Origin of the sequence: Streptomyces sp. NPDC014733, assembly GCF_043083385.1 — a bacterium.
Classification (GTDB): domain Bacteria; phylum Actinomycetota; class Actinomycetes; order Streptomycetales; family Streptomycetaceae; genus Streptomyces.
In genome coordinates, this window is record NZ_JBIBYO010000003.1 from 202,823 (window position 1) to 221,887 (window position 19,065).

Below are 19,065 nucleotides of genomic sequence, written 5' to 3' on the forward strand. Positions count from 1 at the left end.
CAGCGGCATACCTTTGCCCGCTCGGCGGGGCGGGCGCAAGACCCGTGCGGGAAATGGGGGCCGGAGCGGGGGAGTGCCCGCGTCCCCGCAGTCTCACCCTCCGGGCCGGGTGAGAAACCCCCGCAGCAACGCCGCCGTGCCGCCGCAGTGTTCGCGCGCCACCTCGCGGGCGCCGTCCGCGTCCCCCTCCAGGACCGCCTCCACCAGCGCGTCGTGCTGGGACTGGGAGTGCTCCAGATTGCGGACCAGCAGCGGGATGCAGTCCAGCAGGTCGTTCACCCGGGCGCGCACCGCCGCGTACTGCGCCGCGAGCGAGGGGGAGCCGGACAGCTCCGCGAGGGTGAGGTGGAGCAGGGTGTCGCAGCGGCGGTAGTCGGTCAGCGGTGCGTCGTGGGTCGCGGTCAGGCAGGCGCGCAGCCGGGCGGCGTCCGTGTCCGGCAGGCCGTGTGCCGCGCAGAGCCCGGCGGCGCCGGTCTCCAGCACCTCGCGGAAGCGCAGCGTGTCCTCCAGGTCGATCCGGTCGGTCCGGCGGCGCAGCTCCGCCTCGCCCGGATGCCCGTCGCGCGCCCGGACGAACGTGCCGCCGTACCGCCCGCGCCGGCTCTCCACCAACCCCTCGTCCTGCAGGACCTTCAGCACCTCCCGCAGCGTCACCCGGCTGATGTGCAGCCGGTCGGCCAACTCCCGTTCCGCGGGCAGCCGTTCGCCCTGTGCCACCAGGCCGAGACGGACGATCTGGAGTATCTGCTCCAGCGCCTCCTCGAAGCCGTTGCCCGCCCGCACCGGCCGCAGCACGGGTGCCAGCCCATCCGCCGCACCGTCCATCCCGACCCCTTCCCAATCAATGGTTCGTGTGCATACCTTATTGCGGCCGGAGCGCCGGAGCGCCTGACAGTGCTCCGGACCGCAGCGACAGGAGGCAACACCGTGGCCCACCGCACGCCCCCGCTCTCCGTCGAGGAGCTGAGCGCACTCGTCGCCGCAGGGGAGATCGACACCGTCGTTCTCGCCTTCACCGACATGCAGGGACGGCTCCAGGGCAAGCGGTTCGCCGCCCGCCACTTCCTCGACTCCGTCCTCGACCACGGCACCGAGGGCTGCAACTACCTCCTCGCCGTGGACGTCGACCTGAACACCGTCGACGGCTACGCCATGTCCTCCTGGGAGCGCGGCTACGGCGACTTCGCGATGCACGGCGACCGCGCCACCCTGCGCCGCACCCCCTGGAACCCGGGCACCGCCCTGATCACCGCCGACCTCGCCTGGCACGACGGCACGCCCGTCACCGCCTCGCCCCGGCAGATACTCCGCCGCCAGCTCGACCGCCTCGCCGCGCGCGGACTGCACGCCTTCGCCGGTACCGAGCTGGAGTTCCAGCTCTTCCGGGACACCTACGAGGACGCCTGGTCACGCGGGTACCGCGAGATGACCCCGGCGAATCAGTACAACGGCGACTACTCCGTCCTCGGCACCGGCCGCGTCGAGCCCGTGCTGCGCCGCATCCGCAACGAGATGGGCGCCGCCGGGATGACCGTCGAGTCCGCCAAGGGCGAGTGCAATCTCGGCCAGCACGAGATCGTCTTCGTCTACGACTCCGCGCTCACCACCTGCGACCAGCACACCGTCTACAAGACCGGCGCCAAGGAGATCGCCGCCCAGGAAGGCATGGCGCTCACCTTCATGGCCAAGTACGACGAGCGTGAGGGCAACTCCTGCCACATCCACCTCTCGCTCCGCGACGACGACGGCGCGCCCGTCCTCGCCGATCCCGACGGCCCGCACGGCATGTCCGCGCTGATGCGCCACTTCCTCGCCGGACAGCTCGCCGCCCTGCGCGAATTCACCCTCCTGTACGCCCCCAACATCAACTCCTACAAGCGCTACCGGCCCGGCTCCTTCGCCCCCACCGCCGTCGCCTGGGGCCCCGACAACCGCACCTGCGCCCTGCGCGTCGTCGGCCACGACGCGGCCCTGCGCCTGGAGAACCGGCTGCCCGGCGGCGACGTCAACCCCTACCTCGCCGTCGCCGGCATGATCGCCGCCGGACTCCACGGCATCGACCACGCGCTGGAGCTGCCGGACGCCTGCACCGGCAACGCCTACGACGGCGACGCCGCCCACGTCCCCGCCACCCTCCGCGAGGCCGCCGAACTGTGGGAGCGCAGCGCCCTCGCCCGCGAGGCCTTCGGCGACGACGTCGTCGACCACTACCACCACATGGCCCGCGTCGAACAGGACGCCTACGACGCGGCCGTCACGGACTGGGAGCGCTTCCGCTCCTTCGAGCGCATGTAAGGACTGCCCGTGCCGCACGAGCTGGACATCATCAACCCGGCGACCGAGGAGACGGTGGCGACCGTCCCCGTCACCTCCCCCGAGGAGGTCGACGCGGCGGTCCGGCGGGCCGCCGCCGCCCAGGAGCGCTGGGCCGCCCTCGCCCCCGCCGACCGCGCCCGTCTGCTGCGCCGCTTCGCCGACACCGTCGACGCCCACCTGGACTCCCTCGCCCACCTCGAACTCCTGGAGGCCGGCCACCCGCTGGCCAACGCCACCTGGGAGGCGGGCAACGTCCGCGATCTGCTCCACTACGCCGCCGGGGGAGCGGAGCGCCTGACCGGCAGCCAGATCCCGGTCGCCGGGGGCCTCGACGTCACCTTCCGCGAACCGCTCGGCGTCGTCGCCGTCATCGCCCCCTGGAACTTCCCGATGCCGATCGCCGCGTGGGGCGCCGCCCCCGCCCTCGCCGCCGGGAACGCCGTCCTCCTCAAACCCGCCGAGACCACCCCGCTCACCGCCCTCCGCCTGGCCCGCCACGCCCTCGACGCCGGACTGCCCGAAGGGCTCTTCCAGGTGCTGCCCGGCGAGGGAAAGATCACCGGCGCCGCCCTGGTCGACCACCCCGGCGTCGCCAAGGTCGTCTTCACCGGCTCCACCGCCACCGGCCGGCACATCGCCGCCCGCTGCGCCGCGCAGACCAAACGCCTCACCCTCGAACTCGGCGGCAAGAGCCCCAACATCGTCTTCGCCGACGCCGACCTGGAGGCCGCCGCCGCGGCGGCCCCCGGCTCCTTCCTCGACAACACCGGCCAGGACTGCTGCGCCCGCAGCCGCATCCTCGTCCAACGCTCCGTCCACGACCGCTTCATGGAGTTGCTGGAGCCCGCCGTCAAGGCGTTCACCGCGGGCGACCCGGCCGACCCGGATACCCGCATGGGCCCGCTGATCTCCGCCGCCCAGCGCGAGCGCGTACGGTCCTACGTCCCCGAGGGCGCGCCCGTCGCCATCCGCGGCGAGGCCCCCGAGGGCAAGGGCTTCTGGTACCCGGCGACGGTCCTGGAGGGCCGCCCCGGCGACCGCGCCGCCGTCGAGGAGATCTTCGGCCCGGTCGCCGTCGTCCTCCCCTTCGACGACGAGGCCGACGCCGTCCGCCTCGCCAACGCCACCGACTACGGCCTCTCCGGTTCCCTGTGGACCCGTGACATCGGCCGCGCGCTGCGGGTCTCGCGCGCCGTCGCCGCCGGAAACCTCTCCGTCAACTCCCATGCCAGCGTGCGCTACCAGACCCCGTTCGGCGGCTTCAAACAGTCCGGCATCGGCCGCGAACTGGGCCCCGAGGCCCTCACCGCCTTCACCGAGACCAAGAACGTCTTCATCAGCACCGAGGAGAGCTCGTGACCGACCAGACCCCCGTCTGCCGCCGCCTGGTGGACCGCACCGCCGTCGTCACCGGAGCGGGCAGCGGCATCGGCCTGGCCACCGCCCGCCGCCTGGCTTCCGAAGGCGCCCGCGTCGTCTGCGCCGACATCGACGAGGTGGCCGGCAAGGCCGCCGCCGAGGAGACCGGCGGGCTCTACGTCCAGGTCGACGTCACCGACGCGGATCAGGTCGAGGCGCTCTACCGCACCGCCTTCGACACCTACGGCTCCGTCGACATCGCCTTCAACAACGCCGGGATCTCCCCGCCCGAGGACGACTCCATCCTCACCACCGGACTCGACGCCTGGAAGCGCGTCCAGGAGGTCAACCTCACCTCCGTCTACCTCTGCTGCAAGCACGCCCTGCCCTACATGCGCGACCAGTTCGAGCGGACCGGGCGCGGCGGCTCCATCGTCAACACCGCCTCCTTCGTCGCCGTCCTCGGTGCCGCCACCTCGCAGATCAGCTACACCGCCTCCAAGGGCGGCGTCCTCGCGATGTCCCGCGAACTGGGCGTGCAGTTCGCCCGCGAGGGCATCCGCGTCAACGCCCTGTGCCCCGGGCCGGTCAACACCCCGCTGCTGAAGGAGCTGTTCGCCAAGGACCCCGAGCGCGCCGCACGCCGCCTGGTCCACGTGCCGGTCGGCCGCTTCGCCGAACCGGAGGAGATCGCCGCCGCCGTCGCCTTCCTCGCCAGCGACGACTCCTCCTTCGTCAACGCCGCCGAGTTCCTGGTCGACGGCGGTATCGCCGGGGCCTATGTCACCCCGGTGTGAAGGCTGGGTAAAGTCGCACGTCACGGCAGGGACCGGTGCCAACAGGTGCCGGTCCCGGCACGTTTCCCATCCGCACCGGACACCGGAGTCCCCATGCGCAGACCCGCCCTGGCCCTGGGCCTGGCCACCGCCGCACTCCTCGCCGGCAGCGTCCCGGCGACCGCCGCGGCCCCCGCCCGTACCGATTCGTCGCACGCCACCCGCTGCCCGCAGCTCTCCCGCGACCTGCCCTGGTACGGCGACAACCGCGCCAAGCTCCAGCGCACCATCGACACCCGCGGCACCTGCGAGAACCCGGGCCTCGCCCACGGCCACGGCCGCGCCCCCGTCGCCGCGTTCGACTGGGACAACACCATGACCAAGAACGACGTCACCGATGCGACGCTCAACTGGTCCCTGCTGAACGACAAGATCCTGCGGCCCGCCCACTGGCGCGACACCAGCAAGTGGATGACGCCCGCCGCCGACCGCGCGCTGACCGCCGCCTGCGGCACCGCCGTCCCCGTCGGTTCCCCGCTGCCCACCTCCACCGACGCCGACTGCGCCGACGAGATCCTCCGGATCCGCGCCGAGGCGAAGACGATGAGCGGGCAGGAAGCTTTCTCCGGAACCTGGAACCACCGCCGCACCGTCCCCGAGTACGCCTGGGTGCCGCAGCTGTTCGCCGGTCACACCGAGGACGAGGTCCGCGCCTACGCCGCCGCCGGCCGCAAGGCCGCCCTCGCCGCACCCGTCGGCGCGACCGTCAAGGTCGGCACCCACACGCTCCCCGCGTACGTGCGCTACTACGACCAGCAGAAGGACCTCGTCCGCACCCTGCGCAAGGCCGGGTTCGACGTCTACATCGTCTCGGCGGGCTCCAAGCCGGTCACCGAGGTGTGGTCCCGCGCCATCGGCTTCGACCGCGCCCACACCATCGCCATCCGCAGCATCCTCGACGACGAGCAGAAGCTGACGTACCGGACGCAGGGCTGCGGTGACATGCCCGACTCCCAGGGCGACGCCATCCCCTACATCGACGGCAAGCGCTGCTGGATCAACCAGGAGATCTTCCACATCAAGGGCGCCGAGGCGTGGCGCAAGCAGGACCCCGCGCACCGCATCGCCCTCGGCGGCGGCGACGCCGACACCGACTCGACCTTCGTCGACGACGCCACCGGCGCCCACCTGGTGATCAACCGCAACAAGACCGAGGCCATGTGCCGCGGTTACGACAACGCCGACGGCCGCTGGGTGATCAACCCGATGTTCATCGACCCGCTGCCCCGCAAGTCCGGCAGCTACCCCTGCGCCACCAAGGGCTACATCAACACCGACGGTGTCCTCGGCCCGCTGCGCCGCCCCGACACCACCGTCGTTCCCGACCAGAGCGACCGCATCCACGGCTGAACCACCGGCCGGACCGCACGGGGTTGTGCGCGCGGTCCGGCCACCGGGCCCCACGGGTCCGGGACCGGGGGAACCCCGGGCCCGTGACGGCGCCCGGGGTTCCCCGCGTCCTCCGTCACCTCACAGGAACGTCCGGCCCTCGCCCCGGTACGTCGGCACCGTCGCCACCACCCGGTCGCCGTCCACCAGCCGCAGCGCGTCGAACCGTTCGCACAGCTCGCCGGCCTTGGCGTGGCGGAACCACACCTTGTCGCCGAGCGCCAGCCGGTCGGCGGCCGCCCCCAGCAGCGGCGTCTGCACCTCGCCCGGCCCCTCCTGCGGGTCGTAGCGCAGCCCGGCCGGGAGATACGGCTCCGGCAGCCGGTCGGCGCCCGCCACCCCCGACGCCGGATAGCCGCCGCCCAGCACCGTCACCACGCCGGGCCCGGGGCGGCGCACCACCGGCTGGGCGAAGAGCGCCGCCGGACGCCCCCGGAACGACCGGAAGTTGTCGAACAGCCGCGGGACGAACAGCCCGGAACCGGCCGCGATCTCGGTGACCGCCGCCTCCGCCGCGGTGTGCTGCACACTGCCGGTGCCGCCGCCGTTGACGAACTCCAGCCGCGGCGCCACCGCCCGCACCGCCCGTACCGCCTCCCAGCGCCGCGCCGCCAGCTCCTTGCGCGCCGCCGCCTGCATCATCCGCACCGTCCGCGAGAACACCGGCCGCCCCGCGACCTCGTCACCCACCCCCGCCACATGCCCCTCGTACGCCATCAGCCCGACCAGCCGGAAACCGGGGCGGCGCACCACCTCCCCGGCCAGTGCGGCCAGTTGGGAGGGGCGGCGCAGCGGCGAGCGACGGGCGCCGACCCGCAGCGCGCCGCCGCCGACGCGGTACGAGGTGTCCAGCTCCAGACAGACGCGGATCTCCGCGCCCCGGCCCGCGGGGCGGCAGGCGTCGATCAGGTCCAGCTGCGCCGGGTCGTCGACCATCACCGTCACCGCGGCGGCCGCCCGCGCGTCCTTCGCCAGCTCGGTCAGTGCGGCGCGGTCCGCGGTCGGGTACGCCAGCAGCACGTCACCGAAGCCCGAACGCGCCAGCCACAGCGACTCGTCGAGCGTGAAACTCATGATCCCCGCGAAGCCGTCCCGGGCCAGCACCCGCTCCAGCAGCGCCCGGCAGCGCACCGACTTGCTCGCGACCCGGATCGGCTTGCCCTGGGCGCGGCGCACCAGATCGTCGGCGTTCGCGTCGAAGGCGGCCAGATCCACGACGGCCAGCGGCGCGTCGATTCCGGCGGTCGCACGGTCGTAACGGGCTTTGTCGCCATACGCGACGGCGGGGTCCTGGGGCATGGCGGCAGCCTGCCAGACCCCGCTACCGCTGGGTAGGGGCCGGGAACCCGGCGGACCGGCCACGGGGGTACGGGGCGGACCACCGGAGACCGTAGAGTGTCCGGACGCCGTCACCAGCAGGTCAGCGGCGTTTTCACGGGATATGGACCACCTTGCCCCGATTGCCGTGCGGGGGCGGGTGCGTGGCGCGAGGGGGGCGCGGGTGAGCACCGAGGCGGACCGTGCCGGAAAGCGGAAAATCCCCCCGATACCTCCGCCTCCGTCCTACCCCCCGGCCAACCTGGAACGCGACACGGCGAGCCTGCCGGTGATCCGCCTCGACGCCCCGGCCCCGCCGCCCGCCGCACCGGATGCGCCGCCGGTGCCGCCCCGTCCGCTGACGGACCCGGTGGCGGACGCGGGGGCGGAACCGGCCGTACCGTCCGCGAAGGACCGGTCGCCGAAGCCGAAGGCGCGCGGCGGAAAGGTCCGGGCGGCGAAGGGGCGGCTGCTGAAGGGCCGTTCGGGGAGCGCCCGCCGCCGTGGGGGAGAGGCCGCCGCCGAGTCCCCGGGCCGGGCCTCCGGTCCGCGCGGCCGGGGCGGTGAGTCGTCCCCGGAGGGCCCCCGCCGCCCCGGAGGAGACCCGGCGAAGGGCGGCCTGGCCGGCGTCTCCCGGGTCCCGGCCGGTGCCTCGCCGGTCCCCGCCACGACCCTGCGTGTCCCCGTCCCGCCCGCCGCGGCCCTGGACGGCCCGGCGTCCGCCGCCCCGCCGCAGCAGGCCCCCGCGGGCGCCGCCCCCGTCACGTCCCGGACCGCCCCGCCCGCGCCGTCCCGCCCCGCCGCCGAACTGGACGGCCCCGCGCCGTCCGCGTCCTCGCGATCCCTTCCGGAGGTACCCGTGGTGCGGGAGTCCATGGCAGGACGGCCCGCGGGCGGGGAAGGCCCCGATGACGGGCCGACGCCGCCGGGGCCCGGGCCTTCGGCGGGGCCCGCGGCGACGGCGGGAACGGGCGCATCCGCCCCGCCCGGCCCGGGGCGCTCCGGGGCGTCCGGCGCGGGGACGACTTCGTCCTCCACCGCATCCGGTGCGCGCTCCGGGGCGCAGCCCGGTTCCGGCCCGGCAGAGGGCACGCGGCCGGAGCCCGGCCCGGCCGCACCGCCCGTCCCGCCGCAGCCCCGGTCCCGGCCCTCCTCCCCGGGCGCCGGCCCCTCGGCCCCCGAGGAGGACGCGACCACGGCGGTGCTGCGCCGGGTGCCCGTCGGGACGGAGGACGGCAGCCCGGGGACGGACGGACCCGGGGCGACCTCCGCCTCGGTCTTCGCGCGTTCCCCGGAACCGGCCCCGGCTCCGGAGCAGGCATCCGCCCCGCCGCGGACGCCGGCCGCCGCACCCGTGCGGACCTCGGCCTCGGCGACCCCGGCGCCGGATCCCGCGATCCCCGTCCGCGGGCCGGACGGTGCCCTGCCGGCGCCGCCTCGCCCGGCGGCGCCGCCCGCCGTACCCCCGGTGGACACCGCCCCGCGCCCGGGGCGTACGGGCGCCACCACGCGCCCCGCGAGCGCGCCCGCCGCACCGGCGCGCCCCACGGCGCCGCCCGCCCCGTCCGCGCCCCCACGCCCGGCGGCCGCGCCCGCCGCCGCACCGGGTTTCCGGGACACCGCCGCCTACCATCTGGCCCGCAGCCAGGGCCTGTGGGCGCCCGGCGGCGGAGCCGCGCCCCGTACCCGCGCCGCCACCCGGGGACCGGGCGCCGGCCCGCCCCCGGGGCGCTCCGGCGGGCCGTTCCGTCCGCGTACCCCGCTGCCGCCGCAGGCCGCCGGGCCGCTGGGCCCGCCCCGTCCGCTGTCCGCGCCGCGCCGCCCGATCTCCCGGGCGTTCGCCGCCGCGGCCTGCCTCGTGCTCGGCACCGGGCTCCTGTGCGGGGCGGTGGCCGGGAGCTGGCTCACCGAGGGCGCCGACACCCGTACCGCCGCCCAGATCGCGTACGACAACGGCCGCGACGCCTGGCACAACGCCCCCGTCGACGCCCTTTTCCCGCCGGTCGTCGACGGGCTCGGCGCCGGGCCGGGCGGCTCCGACCGCCGCTGGACCCGCGTCGCCGTCGCCCCGGACCGCTCCTGCCGGGGCGCCGAGAACCCGGAGCTGACCAAGGCCCTCGCCCCGGCCGGATGCATCCGCCAACTGCGCGCCACCTACGTCGACGCGACCCGCACCGACCTCGTCACCGTCGGCGTCCGGACCGCCAGGGCCGACCAGGACACCATGAAGGCGCTGCGCCACCGCTTCGCCGCCAAGGGCCTCGCCGACGACGTGGACCTCATGCCCCGCACCTACGCACCCGAGGGCACCCCGGCCGCCCCCTTCGGCGCCGACCAGCGCGCCACCTGGACGGTGCGGGTGCTCACCGACATCCCGGTCGTCGTCTCCGCCGTCGCCGGGTTCGCCGACGGCCGCACCGTCACCACGCCGCAGCCCGCCGCGGACGCCGTCCGGCCCGGCACCACCACCGTGGCCGCGGAAGCCGGGCTCGGCCACGACGCCAAGGGTCTCGCCGACCGCATCGAGGCCACCTTCCGCGCCGCGGCCGGCAGCACCACCCGCACCACGGAGGCATCCCCGTGACCCGAGCCCCGCTGCGCGTCACCGCCGCGCTGACCGCGGCCCTGACCGCTGCCCTGGCGCCGCTGCTGACCGCCGCCCCGGCCCGCGCCGACGGCATCCGCGCCCAGGAATGGGCCCTGGAGGCCATCCACGCCCAGGACGCCTGGCGCACCACCAAGGGCAAGGGCGTCACCGTCGCCGTCCTCGACACCGGCGTCGACGCCGACCACCCCGACCTGCGCGGCTCGGTCGCCCCCGAGGAGGACCTCATCGGCTTCGGCGCCGGCCCGGGCGACCCCCAGTGGGCCGTCCACGGCACCGGCATGGCCGGGATCATCGCAGGTCACGGGCATGGACCGGAGAAGGGCGACGGCGTGCTCGGCATCGCCCCGGAGTCCCGGATACTCCCGGTCCGGGTGATCCTGGAGGACGACGACCCGGCCCGGAAACGCGCCCGCGCCGAACGCGCCGGGGCCCTCGCCGACGGCATCCGCTACGCCGCCGACCACGGCGCCGACGTCATCAACCTCTCCCTGGGCGACGACAGCGCCTCCGCCCACCCCGAGCCCCGCGAGGACGCCGCCGTCCAGTACGCGCTCGGCAAGGGCATACCCGTCGTCGCCTCCGCGGGCAACGGCGGTGAGGAGGGCAACCGCGCCTCGTACCCGGCCGCCTATCCCGGCGTCATCGCCGTCACCGCCGTCGACCGCTACGGCAACCGCGCGGACTTCTCCACCCGCCACTGGTACGCCACCGTCGCCGCCCCGGGCGACGAGGTCGCCACCGCCAACCCCGACCGCACCTACTACGAGGGCTGGGGCACCAGCCCGGCCGCCGCCTTCGTCTCCGGCTCCGTCGCGCTCATCCGCGCCGCGCACCCCCGCCTGAGCCCCGCGCAGATCCGCCAGCTCCTCATGGACACCGCGCAGGACCGCCCCGACGGCGGCCGGGACGACGACCGCGGCGCCGGCACCGTCGACCCCGCCGCGGCCCTCAAGGCCGCGGCCGACCTCGAACCGACCGCCCAGAAACCGGCCCCCGCCGCCCACACCGCACGCCACTTCGGCCCAGGCCGCACCGCCGAGGCCCACGGCACCGCCCCCGCGGGCTGGTTCCCCTGGACCGCCGCGGCCGCCGGCACCGCCCTCCTCGCCGCCGCCGCGGCCCTCTGGCGCGACCGCCACCCCACCCGCCTCTTCCGCTGACGCGCGGGCAGACCCGGGCCGCCGGCCCTCGTCCGGACGCCTGCAGCGGGAAGACGGGCCCCGGTGACGGAAGGGCCCGGACCCGCCGGGAACGACAGGCCCGGACCCGTACGGGCCACCCGGGATCCTTCCCCTACGACGCCGCTCCCGGCGCCCCCGGGGGCAGCGGTTCGACGCCTGTGACGCGGCGCGCCCGGTCCGGCTCGATGAGCACCATCACGCGCTGCTCGCCGGGGAGCAGCCACTCGTACCCCGCGGCGCCGCGGTAGACGCGCGCCAGCTCGTCCATGTTCCGCTCCGCCTCCGGGCCCTCGACGAAGCGGACGGCGCGGCCGTGGATCTGCACCCGGTCGTACGGGTCGTCCGGGTCCGCGTGCGACAGGCACACCCGCGGGTCGTGGCGGAGATTGCGCTCCTTGATCCGTCCCACGGAGGTGTTGAACAGCAGCAGGTCCCCGGCGAGCCCCACCCACATGGGGCTCACATGCGGCGAGCCGTCCGGGTTGACCGTGGCGACGTACCAGAAGGTCGGCGCCTCGATCCGGCGGCGGATGTCGTTCGGCAATTCGATCATGGCGCCGAGCCTGCCCCCACCACGGCGGATACACCCCGCACCGCCCCCGCGTGGCGAGGCTCACGGCGCCGGTGGCCGCGCGGCACCCGCCCCCGGCACCGCGGCCCCGTGCCGCTAGGCTCGCCCCGTGGCGCAGAAGAACATCCCGGACCCCGGTTTCTCCGACGACGACGGCTCCGCCGACCCGGCCCTCGCGGCCGCGCTGGCCGCCTACGACCGCGACCGGAGCGCCGAACCGCAGCTCCTCGCGGCCCTCTCCGGCGCCCGCGTGCTGGTGCCCGTCGTCGCCGTCCTCGGCGAGAGCGAGACCGGGCCCGACGGCCTGCGCCGCGAGAAGACCAGCGACATGGCCGTCCCCACCCTCCAGGCCCCCGACGGCCGCCGCGCGCTGCCCGCCTTCACCTCGATGGACACCCTCAAGCGCTGGCGCGCCGACGCCCGCCCGGTGGCGGTCCCGCTCCGCCAGGCGCTGCTGGCCGCCTCCCACGAGAAGGCCGACACCGTCGTCGTCGACCTCGCCGGACCCGTCACCTACCAGCTCACCGGCCCCGCCCTGCGCGCCCTCGCCGAGGGCCGCCAGGACGCCGACCCGCGCACCGACCCGGCCGTCCTCGACGCGCTGCGCACCCTCCTCGCCGCCGAGCCCGCCGTCCGCATCGCCCATCTGGCTCCCTCTGCCGAGACCGATGCGACCCTCGCCCTCGGTCTCGCCCCCGACGCCTCCGCCGCCGACGTCGCCCCCCGACTGGCCGAGTCCCTCGCCACCGACGAGGAACTGCGCGCCCGGCTGGTCCGCGGCCTCGACCTGGCCCTGCTGCCGCCCGGCGCGGAGCCGTCCGAGGAGCCCTTCTACCGCCGCTGACCCCGGCGGCCGCTCCCGCCACCCGGCCCCGGGCCGCGCCCGCCCGACGGGCGCGCCGCTCTCCCCGGTCGCAGAATGCGAGAACAGCTCGGGATCCACGCGAGGAGAGCACCTATGGAGACCACCGAGACCCGCACGCTCCTGTCCGAATTCCTCGGCACGCTGCTCCTGGTGTTCTTCGGCGTCGGCGCCGTGGTGCTGGCCGGTGAGTACATCGGAACCTTCGGCATCGCGCTGAGCTTCGGCTTCGTCATGCTGGCCATGGTCTACGCGATCGGCCCGATCTCCGGCAGCCACATCAACCCGTCGGTGACGATGGGCATGCTGGTGGCCCGCCGCATCACCCTCCGTACGGCGGTGGAGTACTGGATCGCGCAGGTGCTGGGCGCCATCGTCGGCGCGGCGGTGCTCTTCCTGGTCGCGAAGCAGATCCCGGGCCTGCGGACCAGCGAGTCCTTCGGCTCCAACGGCTGGGGCGACCGCTCCGCCGTGCACCTCAACACCGGCGGCGCCTTCGTCGTGGAGATCGTGCTGACCTTCGCCTTCGTCTTCGTCGTGCTGTCCGTCACGCACAAGGTGGCGGCCGTCGGCTTCGCCGGTCTGCCCATCGGCCTGGCGCTGGGCATGGTCCACCTCGTCGGCATCCCGCTCACCGGGACGTCGGTCAACCCCGCCCGCAGCATCGGCCCGGCGCTCTTCGCCGGCGGCGCCGCCATCACCCAGCTGTGGATGTTCATCGTCGCCCCGCTGATCGGCGGCGCGATCGCCGCGCTCGTGCACCGCTACACCCACCCGCCGTACGCCCCGGCAGCCGTCGCCGACGAAGCCGCCGCCCAGCCGGAGAAGGACTGACGGCGCCCCGCAGAAATACCGAGGAGCCCCGGACCGCGCGGTCCGGGGCTCCTCGGTATTTCTGCGGGTGCCGGGTCAGCCGTAGACCGGCCCGGTGAACTTCTCGCCCGGCCCCTGGCCCGGCTCGTCCGGGACGACCGACGCCTCGCGGAAGGCCAGCTGGAGCGACTTGAGGCCGTCGCGCAGCGGCGCCGCGTGGTACGAGCCGATCTCGGTGGCGCTGGCCGTCACCAGGCCGGCGAGCGCGTGGATCAGCTTCCGTGCCTCGTCGAGGTCCTTGTGGGCGTCGCCCTCCTCGGCGAGCCCGAGGTTGACCGCGGCGGAGCTCATCAGGTGCACGGCGACGGTGGTGATCACCTCGACCGCCGGGACGTCCGCGATGTCGCGGGTCATCGCGTCGAAGTCCGTTTCCGACGCGTCCGGGGCGTCGGGCTGCTGCGGGGTCTGGTCACTCATGTCGGGGTGCTTCGCTTCCTGCCGGGAGGGGATCGCGTCCAGCCTAAGACCCGCCCGGACGGTCCCCGTCCCCGGCCGGACGCGGCGCCCGCGCCGTACGCCCCGCGGATTCGGCCCCTTCCGCACGGATGTCCGCATCCGCCTGGGGGTCACCTCTTGACTCGTGTATTCTGGTGTTCCGACCGGCCGGACACCCAGGTGACCGGCCCACAAGTGGAGGCTCCGATCTCCCACCCGACCGACCTCAGGGTTGGCGGGTCAACGGTCCGGCTGCGCCCCGCGGAGACCTTCGCGGCGGTGTTCCTGAACCTTTCACGGAGCCCCGCCTGTGTCCCGTCCGGGGCGTTTTTTGATGAACCGGCGCGGTTGGTCACACCGAAACAGAACTGACGCGGCAGTCCGCCAGGCCGTCGCGTGGTGCTACCGAGGAGGATCCATCAGCGCCGAGCCCCGCATCAACGACCGGATTCGCGTCCCCGAGGTGCGACTCGTCGGTCCCAGCGGCGAGCAGGTCGGCATCGTGCCGCTTGCCAAGGCCCTGGAGCTTGCGCAGGAGTACGACCTCGACCTGGTCGAGGTGGCCGCGAACGCACGTCCGCCGGTCTGCAAGCTCATGGACTACGGAAAGTTCAAGTACGAGTCGGCCATGAAGGCCCGTGAGGCGCGCAAGAACCAGGCGCACACGGTCATCAAGGAGATGAAGCTCCGGCCGAAGATCGACCCGCACGACTACGACACCAAAAAGGGTCACGTCGTTCGGTTCCTCAAGCAGGGTGACAAGGTCAAGATCACGATCATGTTCCGTGGTCGCGAGCAGTCCCGCCCCGAGCTGGGCTTCCGGCTGCTGCAGCGGCTCGCGGCCGATGTGGAGGACCTCGGCTTCATCGAGTCGAATCCGAAGCAGGACGGCCGGAACATGATCATGGTCCTCGGTCCGCACAAGAAGAAGACCGAGGCGATGGCCGAGGCCCGTGAGGCGCAGGCCGCCCGCAAGGCGGAGCGTCAGGGCGGGGCCGCGGAGTCCCACGAGGAGCCCGCCGAGGCGTGATTCCCGGGCGTGCCCCGGACATCGCGCCGGGGCACCCGCCCCGGACACAACCGATACATCTGACGCTCCCGTACGGCTCGGGCCGGTAGGGAGCGCCACTGACGAGGAGAGAACGGCGCATGCCGAAGAACAAGACGCACAGCGGGACCAGCAAGCGCTTCAAGGTCACCGGCTCCGGCAAGGTGCTGCGCGAGCGCGCCGGCAAGCGCCACCTGCTCGAGCACAAGTCGTCCCGCGTGACGCGTCGCCTCACCGGCAACGCCGAGATGGCCCCGGGCGACGCCAAGAAGATCAAGAAGCTTCTCGGCAAGTGAGTCGCCGCGCCCCTCTCCGCACGGGGCGCGCGACCAGGACCGGGACTAATCGAATCGGGCCGTGTGACGACCACCACGGCCCCGCTACAAGGAGTTAAGAAGTGGCACGCGTCAAGCGGGCGGTCAACGCCCACAAGAAGCGCCGGGCGATCCTGGAGCAGGCCAGCGGTTACCGCGGTCAGCGTTCGCGCCTGTACCGCAAGGCCAAGGAGCAGGTGACCCACTCCTTCGTCTACAACTACAACGACCGCAAGAAGCGCAAGGGCGACTTCCGTCAGCTGTGGATCCAGCGCATCAACGCCGCTGCCCGCGCCAACGGCATGACCTACAACCGCTTCATCCAGGGTCTGAAGGCCGCCAGCATCGAGGTCGACCGCAAGATCCTCGCGGACCTGGCCGTCAACGACGAGAACGCGTTCGCCGCGCTCGTCGAGGTCGCCCAGAAGGCGCTCCCGAGCGACGTCAACGCCCCGAAGGCCGCCTGAACACCGGCCTGACGACGTGACGAGCGGACCCGCAGGCACCGGCCTGCGGGTCCGCCGCCTTTTCACCGGACGCACCCGCCTCTCCCCGCACCGAACCACAGAAGCGAGCCGCCGCCCATGGGCACCCCCGAGCTGATCTCCCCGCGGTCCCCGCGAGTCTCCGCCGCCCGGCGGCTGGCCCGCCGCGCCTTCCGGGCCAGGGAGCGCCGGTTCATCGCCGAGGGCCCGCAGGCCGTACGCGAGGCCATCGCGCACCGCACCGGCGGCGAGCCCACCCTCGTCGAGCTGTTCGCGACCGTCGAGGCGGCCGAGCGGCACGCCGAGATCGTCGCCGCCGCGCACGCCGCCGGGGTCCGCGTCCACCACGCCGACGACCGCACCGTCGCCGAGATCTCCCAGACGGTCACCCCGCAGGGCCTGGTCGGCGTCTGCCGCTTCCTCGACACACCGTTCGAGGACGTCCTCGCCGCCCGCCCGAAGCTGATCGCCGTCCTCGCGCACGTCCGCGACCCCGGCAACGCCGGTACGGTCCTGCGCTGCGCCGATGCCGCCGGGGCCGACGCGGTGGTCCTCACCGACGCCTCCGTCGACCTCTACAACCCCAAGTCCGTCCGCGCCTCGGTCGGCTCGCTCTTCCACCTGCCGGTCGCCGTCGGCGTCCCCGTCGAGCAGGTGATGGCCGGGCTGCGCGGCGTGGGGGCGCGACTGCTGGCCGCCGACGGTGCGGGCGACCGCGACCTCGACGCGGAGCTGGACGCCGGTTCCATGGGCGGCCCCACCGCCTGGGTCTTCGGCAACGAGGCGTGGGGCCTGCCGGAGGAGACCCGCGCGCTGGCCGACGCCGTCGTCCGGGTGCCCATCCACGGCAAGGCCGAGAGCCTCAACCTCGCCACCGCCGCCGCCGTCTGCCTCTATGCCTCGGCCCGCGCCCAGCGCACCGCGGGCGGCTGCCGCGCCGTCCCGTCCGTCTGATCCCGTCCGGCCGGGTGTCGCCCGGCGGCGCAACCCCGGGCCGTCCGCCGGTGTTGTCAGTAGGGTGACGAGCCGGGGCCGGAGGGGGCTGGTGGGAATGGACGCGAGGACACCGGACGACATGGGCGGCGGGCCGCCGGGCCGGGCGGCCGAAAGAGCGGCGGACGGGCCGGCGGTGGCGCCGGACGAGCTGCCCGACGGGCTGGTCGTCGCCGACGCCGAGTCCACCGTCATCTGCTTCAACGCCGCCGCCGCGAAGATCACCGGCATCGCGGCGGCCGATGCCCTCGGCCGTCCCCTGGACGAGGCGCTGCCGCTCCAGGACATGGAGGGCCGCCGCTGGTGGCGGCTGACCGACCCGTACGGCGGTCTCGCCATCCGGAGCGGGCAGCCGGAGCGCAATCTGCTGCTCGGCGGCCGCGAGGTGCTGGTCTCCGCCCGCTACCTCCGCGACGGCCGGGGCGGGCCGCTGCGCCGGCTGGTCGTCTCGCTGCGCGGCACCGAGGCCCGGCGGCGTACGGAGGTCAGCCACGCCGAGCTGATCGCGACCGTCGCCCATGAACTGCGCTCGCCGCTGACCTCCGTCAAGGGGTTCACCGCCACGCTGCTGCGGAAGTGGGAGCGGTTCACCGACGACCAGAAGCGGCTGATGCTGGAGACCGTCGACGCCGACGCGCACCGGGTCACCCGGCTCATCGCCGAGCTGCTGGACATCTCCCGCATCGACTCCGGGCGGCTGGAGGTGCGCCGCCAGCGGATCGACATGGTCGCGGCGGTGCGGCGGCACGTCCAGGCGCAGATCACCGCGGGGCGCGCCCCGGGCCGCTTCATGATCCGGGTGTGCGGGGCGCTGCCCGATCTGTGGGCCGACCCGGACAAGGTCGACCAGGTGCTGAGCAACCTGCTGGAAAATGCGGTGCGGCACGGCGAGGGAACCGTCACCATCGAGGTGACGGCAGCCACGGTGACCAGCGGGGAGGGGACGGCGGTGACGGTGGGCGACGAGGGGGCGGGGATCCCGGAGGAGTCCATGGGCCGGGTCTTCACCCGCTTCTGGCGTGGCAGCAAACGCGGCGGCACCGGTCTCGGCCTCTACATCGTCAAAGGCATCATCGAGGCACACGGCGGCGCCATCACCGTCGGCCGGGCCCCCGCGGGCGGCGCCGAGTTCCGCTTCGTGCTGCCCGCCGCCACCCCGGCCTTCATGGCGTGACCGTCCGGCGGCGGGCGCCCCGCCCGGGGCTCGGACCGGCGCTGTCGGCCCGTCCCCTTAGACTTGCCCTTTGGCACCTTTGGCGCACAAGCATCGCGGGCACAGCGCGGGCTCGGCATCCGAAGTTTGTGATCGAAGAGGCGTGAAGCCAAGCCAGACCACCGGAAGCACGGGAAGAGATGTCCGCACCCAATAAGTCGTACGACCCTGTCGAGGTCGAAGCCCTGAAACCGGAAGAGATCGCCGCCCGGCTGGACGAGGCGCTGGCCGCCATCGCCGCCGCGGGCGACCTCGAAGCGCTCGCCCAGGCGAAGATCGCGCACACCGGTGGCACCTCGCCGCTCGCCCTCGCCAACCGCGAGATCGGCGCCCTGCCCCCGCAGGCCAAGGCGGAGGCCGGCAAGCGCGTCGGCCAGGCCCGCGGCCGGGTGAACCAGGCGCTCAAGGCCCGCCAGGAGGAGCTGGAGGCGGAGCGTGACGCCCGCGTGCTGGTCGAGGAGGCGGTGGACGTCACCCTGCCGTACGACCGCACGCCCGCCGGCGCCCGTCACCCGCTGACCACCTTCATGGAGCGGGTCGCCGACGTCTTCGTCGCGATGGGCTACGAGGTCGCCGAGGGCCCCGAGGTCGAGGCGGAGTGGTTCAACTTCGACGCGCTCAACTTCGTGCCGGACCACCCCGCGCGCCAGATGCAGGACACCTTCTTCGTCCAGGGTGAGGGCACCAAGGGCGATGAGTCCGGCGTCGTGCTGCGTACCCACACCTCGCCGGTCCAGGCCCGTACGCTGGTCGACCGCGAGCCGCCGGTCTACGTCGTCTGCCCGGGGCGGGTCTACCGCACCGACGAGCTGGACGCCACGCACTCCCCGGTCTTCCACCAGATCGAGCTGCTCGCCGTCGACGAGGGCCTGACCATGGCGGACCTCAAGGGCACCCTCGACCACATGGTCCAGGCGCTCTTCGGTCCGGACATGACCACCCGCCTGCGGCCGAACTACTTCCCGTTCACCGAGCCGTCCGCCGAGATGGACATGGTCTGCTACGTCTGCCGCGGCGCCTCCGTCGGCAACCCGGACCGCCCCTGCCGCACCTGCTCCAGCGAGGGCTGGATCGAGCTGGGCGGCTGCGGCATGGTCAACCCCCGGGTGCTGACCGCCTGCGGTGTGGACCCGGAGAAGTACAGCGGGTTCGCGTTCGGCTTCGGCATCGACCGGATGCTGATGTTCCGGCACAACGTGGAAGACATGCGCGACATGTTCGAGGGCGACGTCCGGTTCACCCGGCCGTTCGGGATGGAGATCTGA

Annotated in this window: 18 protein-coding genes; 14 read left to right on the forward strand and 4 right to left on the reverse strand. The window is 74.2% G+C overall.

Annotated elements, in window-relative coordinates:
- Nucleotides 1-93: 93 nt before the first annotated feature.
- Nucleotides 94-825: a FadR/GntR family transcriptional regulator gene (locus ACF1BH_RS09160; RefSeq protein WP_391641787.1), complete on the reverse strand. Its 732-nt coding sequence runs from the start codon at nt 823-825 to the stop codon at nt 94-96.
- A gap of 102 nt (nt 826-927) precedes the next feature.
- Here ACF1BH_RS09160 and ACF1BH_RS09165 point away from each other — a divergent pair, with 102 nt between their 5' ends.
- The 4 genes from ACF1BH_RS09165 (at nt 928) to ACF1BH_RS09180 (ending at nt 5,861) form a co-directional block, all read left to right on the forward strand.
- On the forward strand, nt 928-2,295 hold the full coding sequence (locus ACF1BH_RS09165) for a glutamine synthetase family protein (RefSeq protein WP_391641788.1): 1,368 nt from the start codon (nt 928-930) through the stop codon (nt 2,293-2,295).
- A 9-nt stretch (nt 2,296-2,304) separates the two neighbouring features.
- The gene (locus tag ACF1BH_RS09170) at nt 2,305-3,675 is read left to right on the forward strand and encodes an aldehyde dehydrogenase family protein (RefSeq protein ID WP_391641789.1); all 1,371 of its coding nucleotides are present in this window, start codon (nt 2,305-2,307) and stop codon (nt 3,673-3,675) included.
- Nucleotides 3,672-4,472 carry a 3-oxoacyl-ACP reductase gene (locus ACF1BH_RS09175; protein WP_391641790.1) on the forward strand — a complete coding sequence of 267 codons (801 nt, stop codon included), beginning with the start codon at nt 3,672-3,674 and terminating at the stop codon, nt 4,470-4,472. The genes ACF1BH_RS09170 and ACF1BH_RS09175 overlap by 4 nt, the downstream gene beginning before the upstream one ends.
- A gap of 93 nt (nt 4,473-4,565) precedes the next feature.
- The gene (locus ACF1BH_RS09180) at nt 4,566-5,861 is read left to right on the forward strand and encodes a haloacid dehalogenase-like hydrolase (protein WP_391641791.1); all 1,296 of its coding nucleotides are present in this window, start codon (nt 4,566-4,568) and stop codon (nt 5,859-5,861) included.
- 120 nt (nt 5,862-5,981) lie between these two features.
- Here the strand turns inward: ACF1BH_RS09180 and ACF1BH_RS09185 are convergent, their stop codons facing one another.
- A complete protein-coding gene (locus ACF1BH_RS09185) occupies nt 5,982-7,199 on the reverse strand; it encodes an amino acid deaminase/aldolase (protein WP_391641792.1) in 1,218 nt (405 codons plus the stop codon).
- A gap of 1,486 nt (nt 7,200-8,685) precedes the next feature.
- Between ACF1BH_RS09185 and ACF1BH_RS09190 the strand changes: the two genes are divergently transcribed.
- Nucleotides 8,686-9,801: a hypothetical protein gene (locus ACF1BH_RS09190; RefSeq protein ID WP_391641793.1), complete on the forward strand. Its 1,116-nt coding sequence runs from the start codon at nt 8,686-8,688 to the stop codon at nt 9,799-9,801.
- Nucleotides 9,798-10,985, forward strand: a complete 1,188-nt coding sequence (gene mycP / locus ACF1BH_RS09195) for a type VII secretion-associated serine protease mycosin (protein WP_391641794.1) — start codon at nt 9,798-9,800, stop codon at nt 10,983-10,985. Before ACF1BH_RS09190 ends, mycP begins: the two co-directional genes overlap by 4 nt.
- 133 nt (nt 10,986-11,118) lie before the next feature.
- On the opposite strand, the gene ACF1BH_RS09200 is transcribed toward mycP, so the two are convergent.
- Entirely contained in the window at nt 11,119-11,559 is a 441-nt protein-coding gene (locus ACF1BH_RS09200; protein WP_391641795.1) for a PPOX class F420-dependent oxidoreductase, read from the reverse strand.
- 127 nt (nt 11,560-11,686) lie between these two features.
- On the opposite strand from ACF1BH_RS09200, the gene ACF1BH_RS09205 reads away from it, so the two are divergent.
- On the forward strand, nt 11,687-12,421 hold the full coding sequence (locus ACF1BH_RS09205; protein WP_391641796.1) for an SseB family protein: 735 nt from the start codon (nt 11,687-11,689) through the stop codon (nt 12,419-12,421).
- A gap of 114 nt (nt 12,422-12,535) precedes the next feature.
- Nucleotides 12,536-13,273: an MIP family channel protein gene (locus ACF1BH_RS09210; RefSeq protein WP_391641797.1), complete on the forward strand. Its 738-nt coding sequence runs from the start codon at nt 12,536-12,538 to the stop codon at nt 13,271-13,273.
- A 75-nt stretch (nt 13,274-13,348) separates the two neighbouring features.
- On the opposite strand, the gene ACF1BH_RS09215 is transcribed toward ACF1BH_RS09210, so the two are convergent.
- Nucleotides 13,349-13,729: a DUF1844 domain-containing protein gene (locus tag ACF1BH_RS09215; protein WP_391641798.1), complete on the reverse strand. Its 381-nt coding sequence runs from the start codon at nt 13,727-13,729 to the stop codon at nt 13,349-13,351.
- Between the two features lie 352 nt (nt 13,730-14,081).
- Between ACF1BH_RS09215 and infC the strand changes: the two genes are divergently transcribed.
- From infC to pheS, 6 genes are all read left to right on the forward strand, one after another.
- Nucleotides 14,082-14,777 (forward strand): translation initiation factor IF-3, encoded by a 696-nt coding sequence (infC, locus tag ACF1BH_RS09220; RefSeq protein ID WP_391641799.1) that lies wholly within the window; start codon nt 14,082-14,084, stop codon nt 14,775-14,777.
- A 119-nt stretch (nt 14,778-14,896) separates the two neighbouring features.
- On the forward strand, nt 14,897-15,091 hold the full coding sequence (rpmI, locus tag ACF1BH_RS09225) for a 50S ribosomal protein L35 (protein ID WP_030278317.1): 195 nt from the start codon (nt 14,897-14,899) through the stop codon (nt 15,089-15,091).
- Nucleotides 15,092-15,192: 101 nt separating this feature from the next.
- Complete coding sequence (gene rplT, locus ACF1BH_RS09230; protein WP_030278319.1) at nt 15,193-15,576, forward strand: 50S ribosomal protein L20; 384 nt, start codon at nt 15,193-15,195, stop codon at nt 15,574-15,576.
- Between the two features lie 117 nt (nt 15,577-15,693).
- Nucleotides 15,694-16,548 carry a TrmH family RNA methyltransferase gene (locus ACF1BH_RS09235; protein ID WP_391641800.1) on the forward strand — a complete coding sequence of 285 codons (855 nt, stop codon included), beginning with the start codon at nt 15,694-15,696 and terminating at the stop codon, nt 16,546-16,548.
- Nucleotides 16,549-16,669: 121 nt separating this feature from the next.
- Nucleotides 16,670-17,761 (forward strand): ATP-binding protein, encoded by a 1,092-nt coding sequence (locus tag ACF1BH_RS09240; protein WP_391642192.1) that lies wholly within the window; start codon nt 16,670-16,672, stop codon nt 17,759-17,761.
- Between the two features lie 179 nt (nt 17,762-17,940).
- On the forward strand, nt 17,941-19,065 hold the full coding sequence (gene pheS, locus ACF1BH_RS09245) for a phenylalanine--tRNA ligase subunit alpha (protein ID WP_391641801.1): 1,125 nt from the start codon (nt 17,941-17,943) through the stop codon (nt 19,063-19,065).

Bases quoted from the DNA above. Each gene is read 5' to 3' on its own strand.
- ACF1BH_RS09235 (WP_391641800.1), top strand. From the start codon at position 15,694: ATGGGCACCCCCGAGCTGATCTCCCCGCGGTCCCCGCGAGTCTCCGCC.
- ACF1BH_RS09240 (WP_391642192.1), top strand. From the start codon at position 16,670: ATGGGCGGCGGGCCGCCGGGCCGGGCGGCCGAAAGAGCGGCGGACGGG.
- pheS (WP_391641801.1), top strand. From the start codon at position 17,941: ATGTCCGCACCCAATAAGTCGTACGACCCTGTCGAGGTCGAAGCCCTG.
- ACF1BH_RS09160 (WP_391641787.1), bottom strand. From the start codon at position 825: ATGGACGGTGCGGCGGATGGGCTGGCACCCGTGCTGCGGCCGGTGCGG.
- ACF1BH_RS09215 (WP_391641798.1), bottom strand. From the start codon at position 13,729: ATGAGTGACCAGACCCCGCAGCAGCCCGACGCCCCGGACGCGTCGGAA.
- ACF1BH_RS09185 (WP_391641792.1), bottom strand. From the start codon at position 7,199: ATGCCCCAGGACCCCGCCGTCGCGTATGGCGACAAAGCCCGTTACGAC.
- infC (WP_391641799.1), top strand. From the start codon at position 14,082: ATGAACCGGCGCGGTTGGTCACACCGAAACAGAACTGACGCGGCAGTC.
- ACF1BH_RS09180 (WP_391641791.1), top strand. From the start codon at position 4,566: ATGCGCAGACCCGCCCTGGCCCTGGGCCTGGCCACCGCCGCACTCCTC.
- ACF1BH_RS09200 (WP_391641795.1), bottom strand. From the start codon at position 11,559: ATGATCGAATTGCCGAACGACATCCGCCGCCGGATCGAGGCGCCGACC.
- rpmI (WP_030278317.1), top strand. From the start codon at position 14,897: ATGCCGAAGAACAAGACGCACAGCGGGACCAGCAAGCGCTTCAAGGTC.
- ACF1BH_RS09210 (WP_391641797.1), top strand. From the start codon at position 12,536: ATGGAGACCACCGAGACCCGCACGCTCCTGTCCGAATTCCTCGGCACG.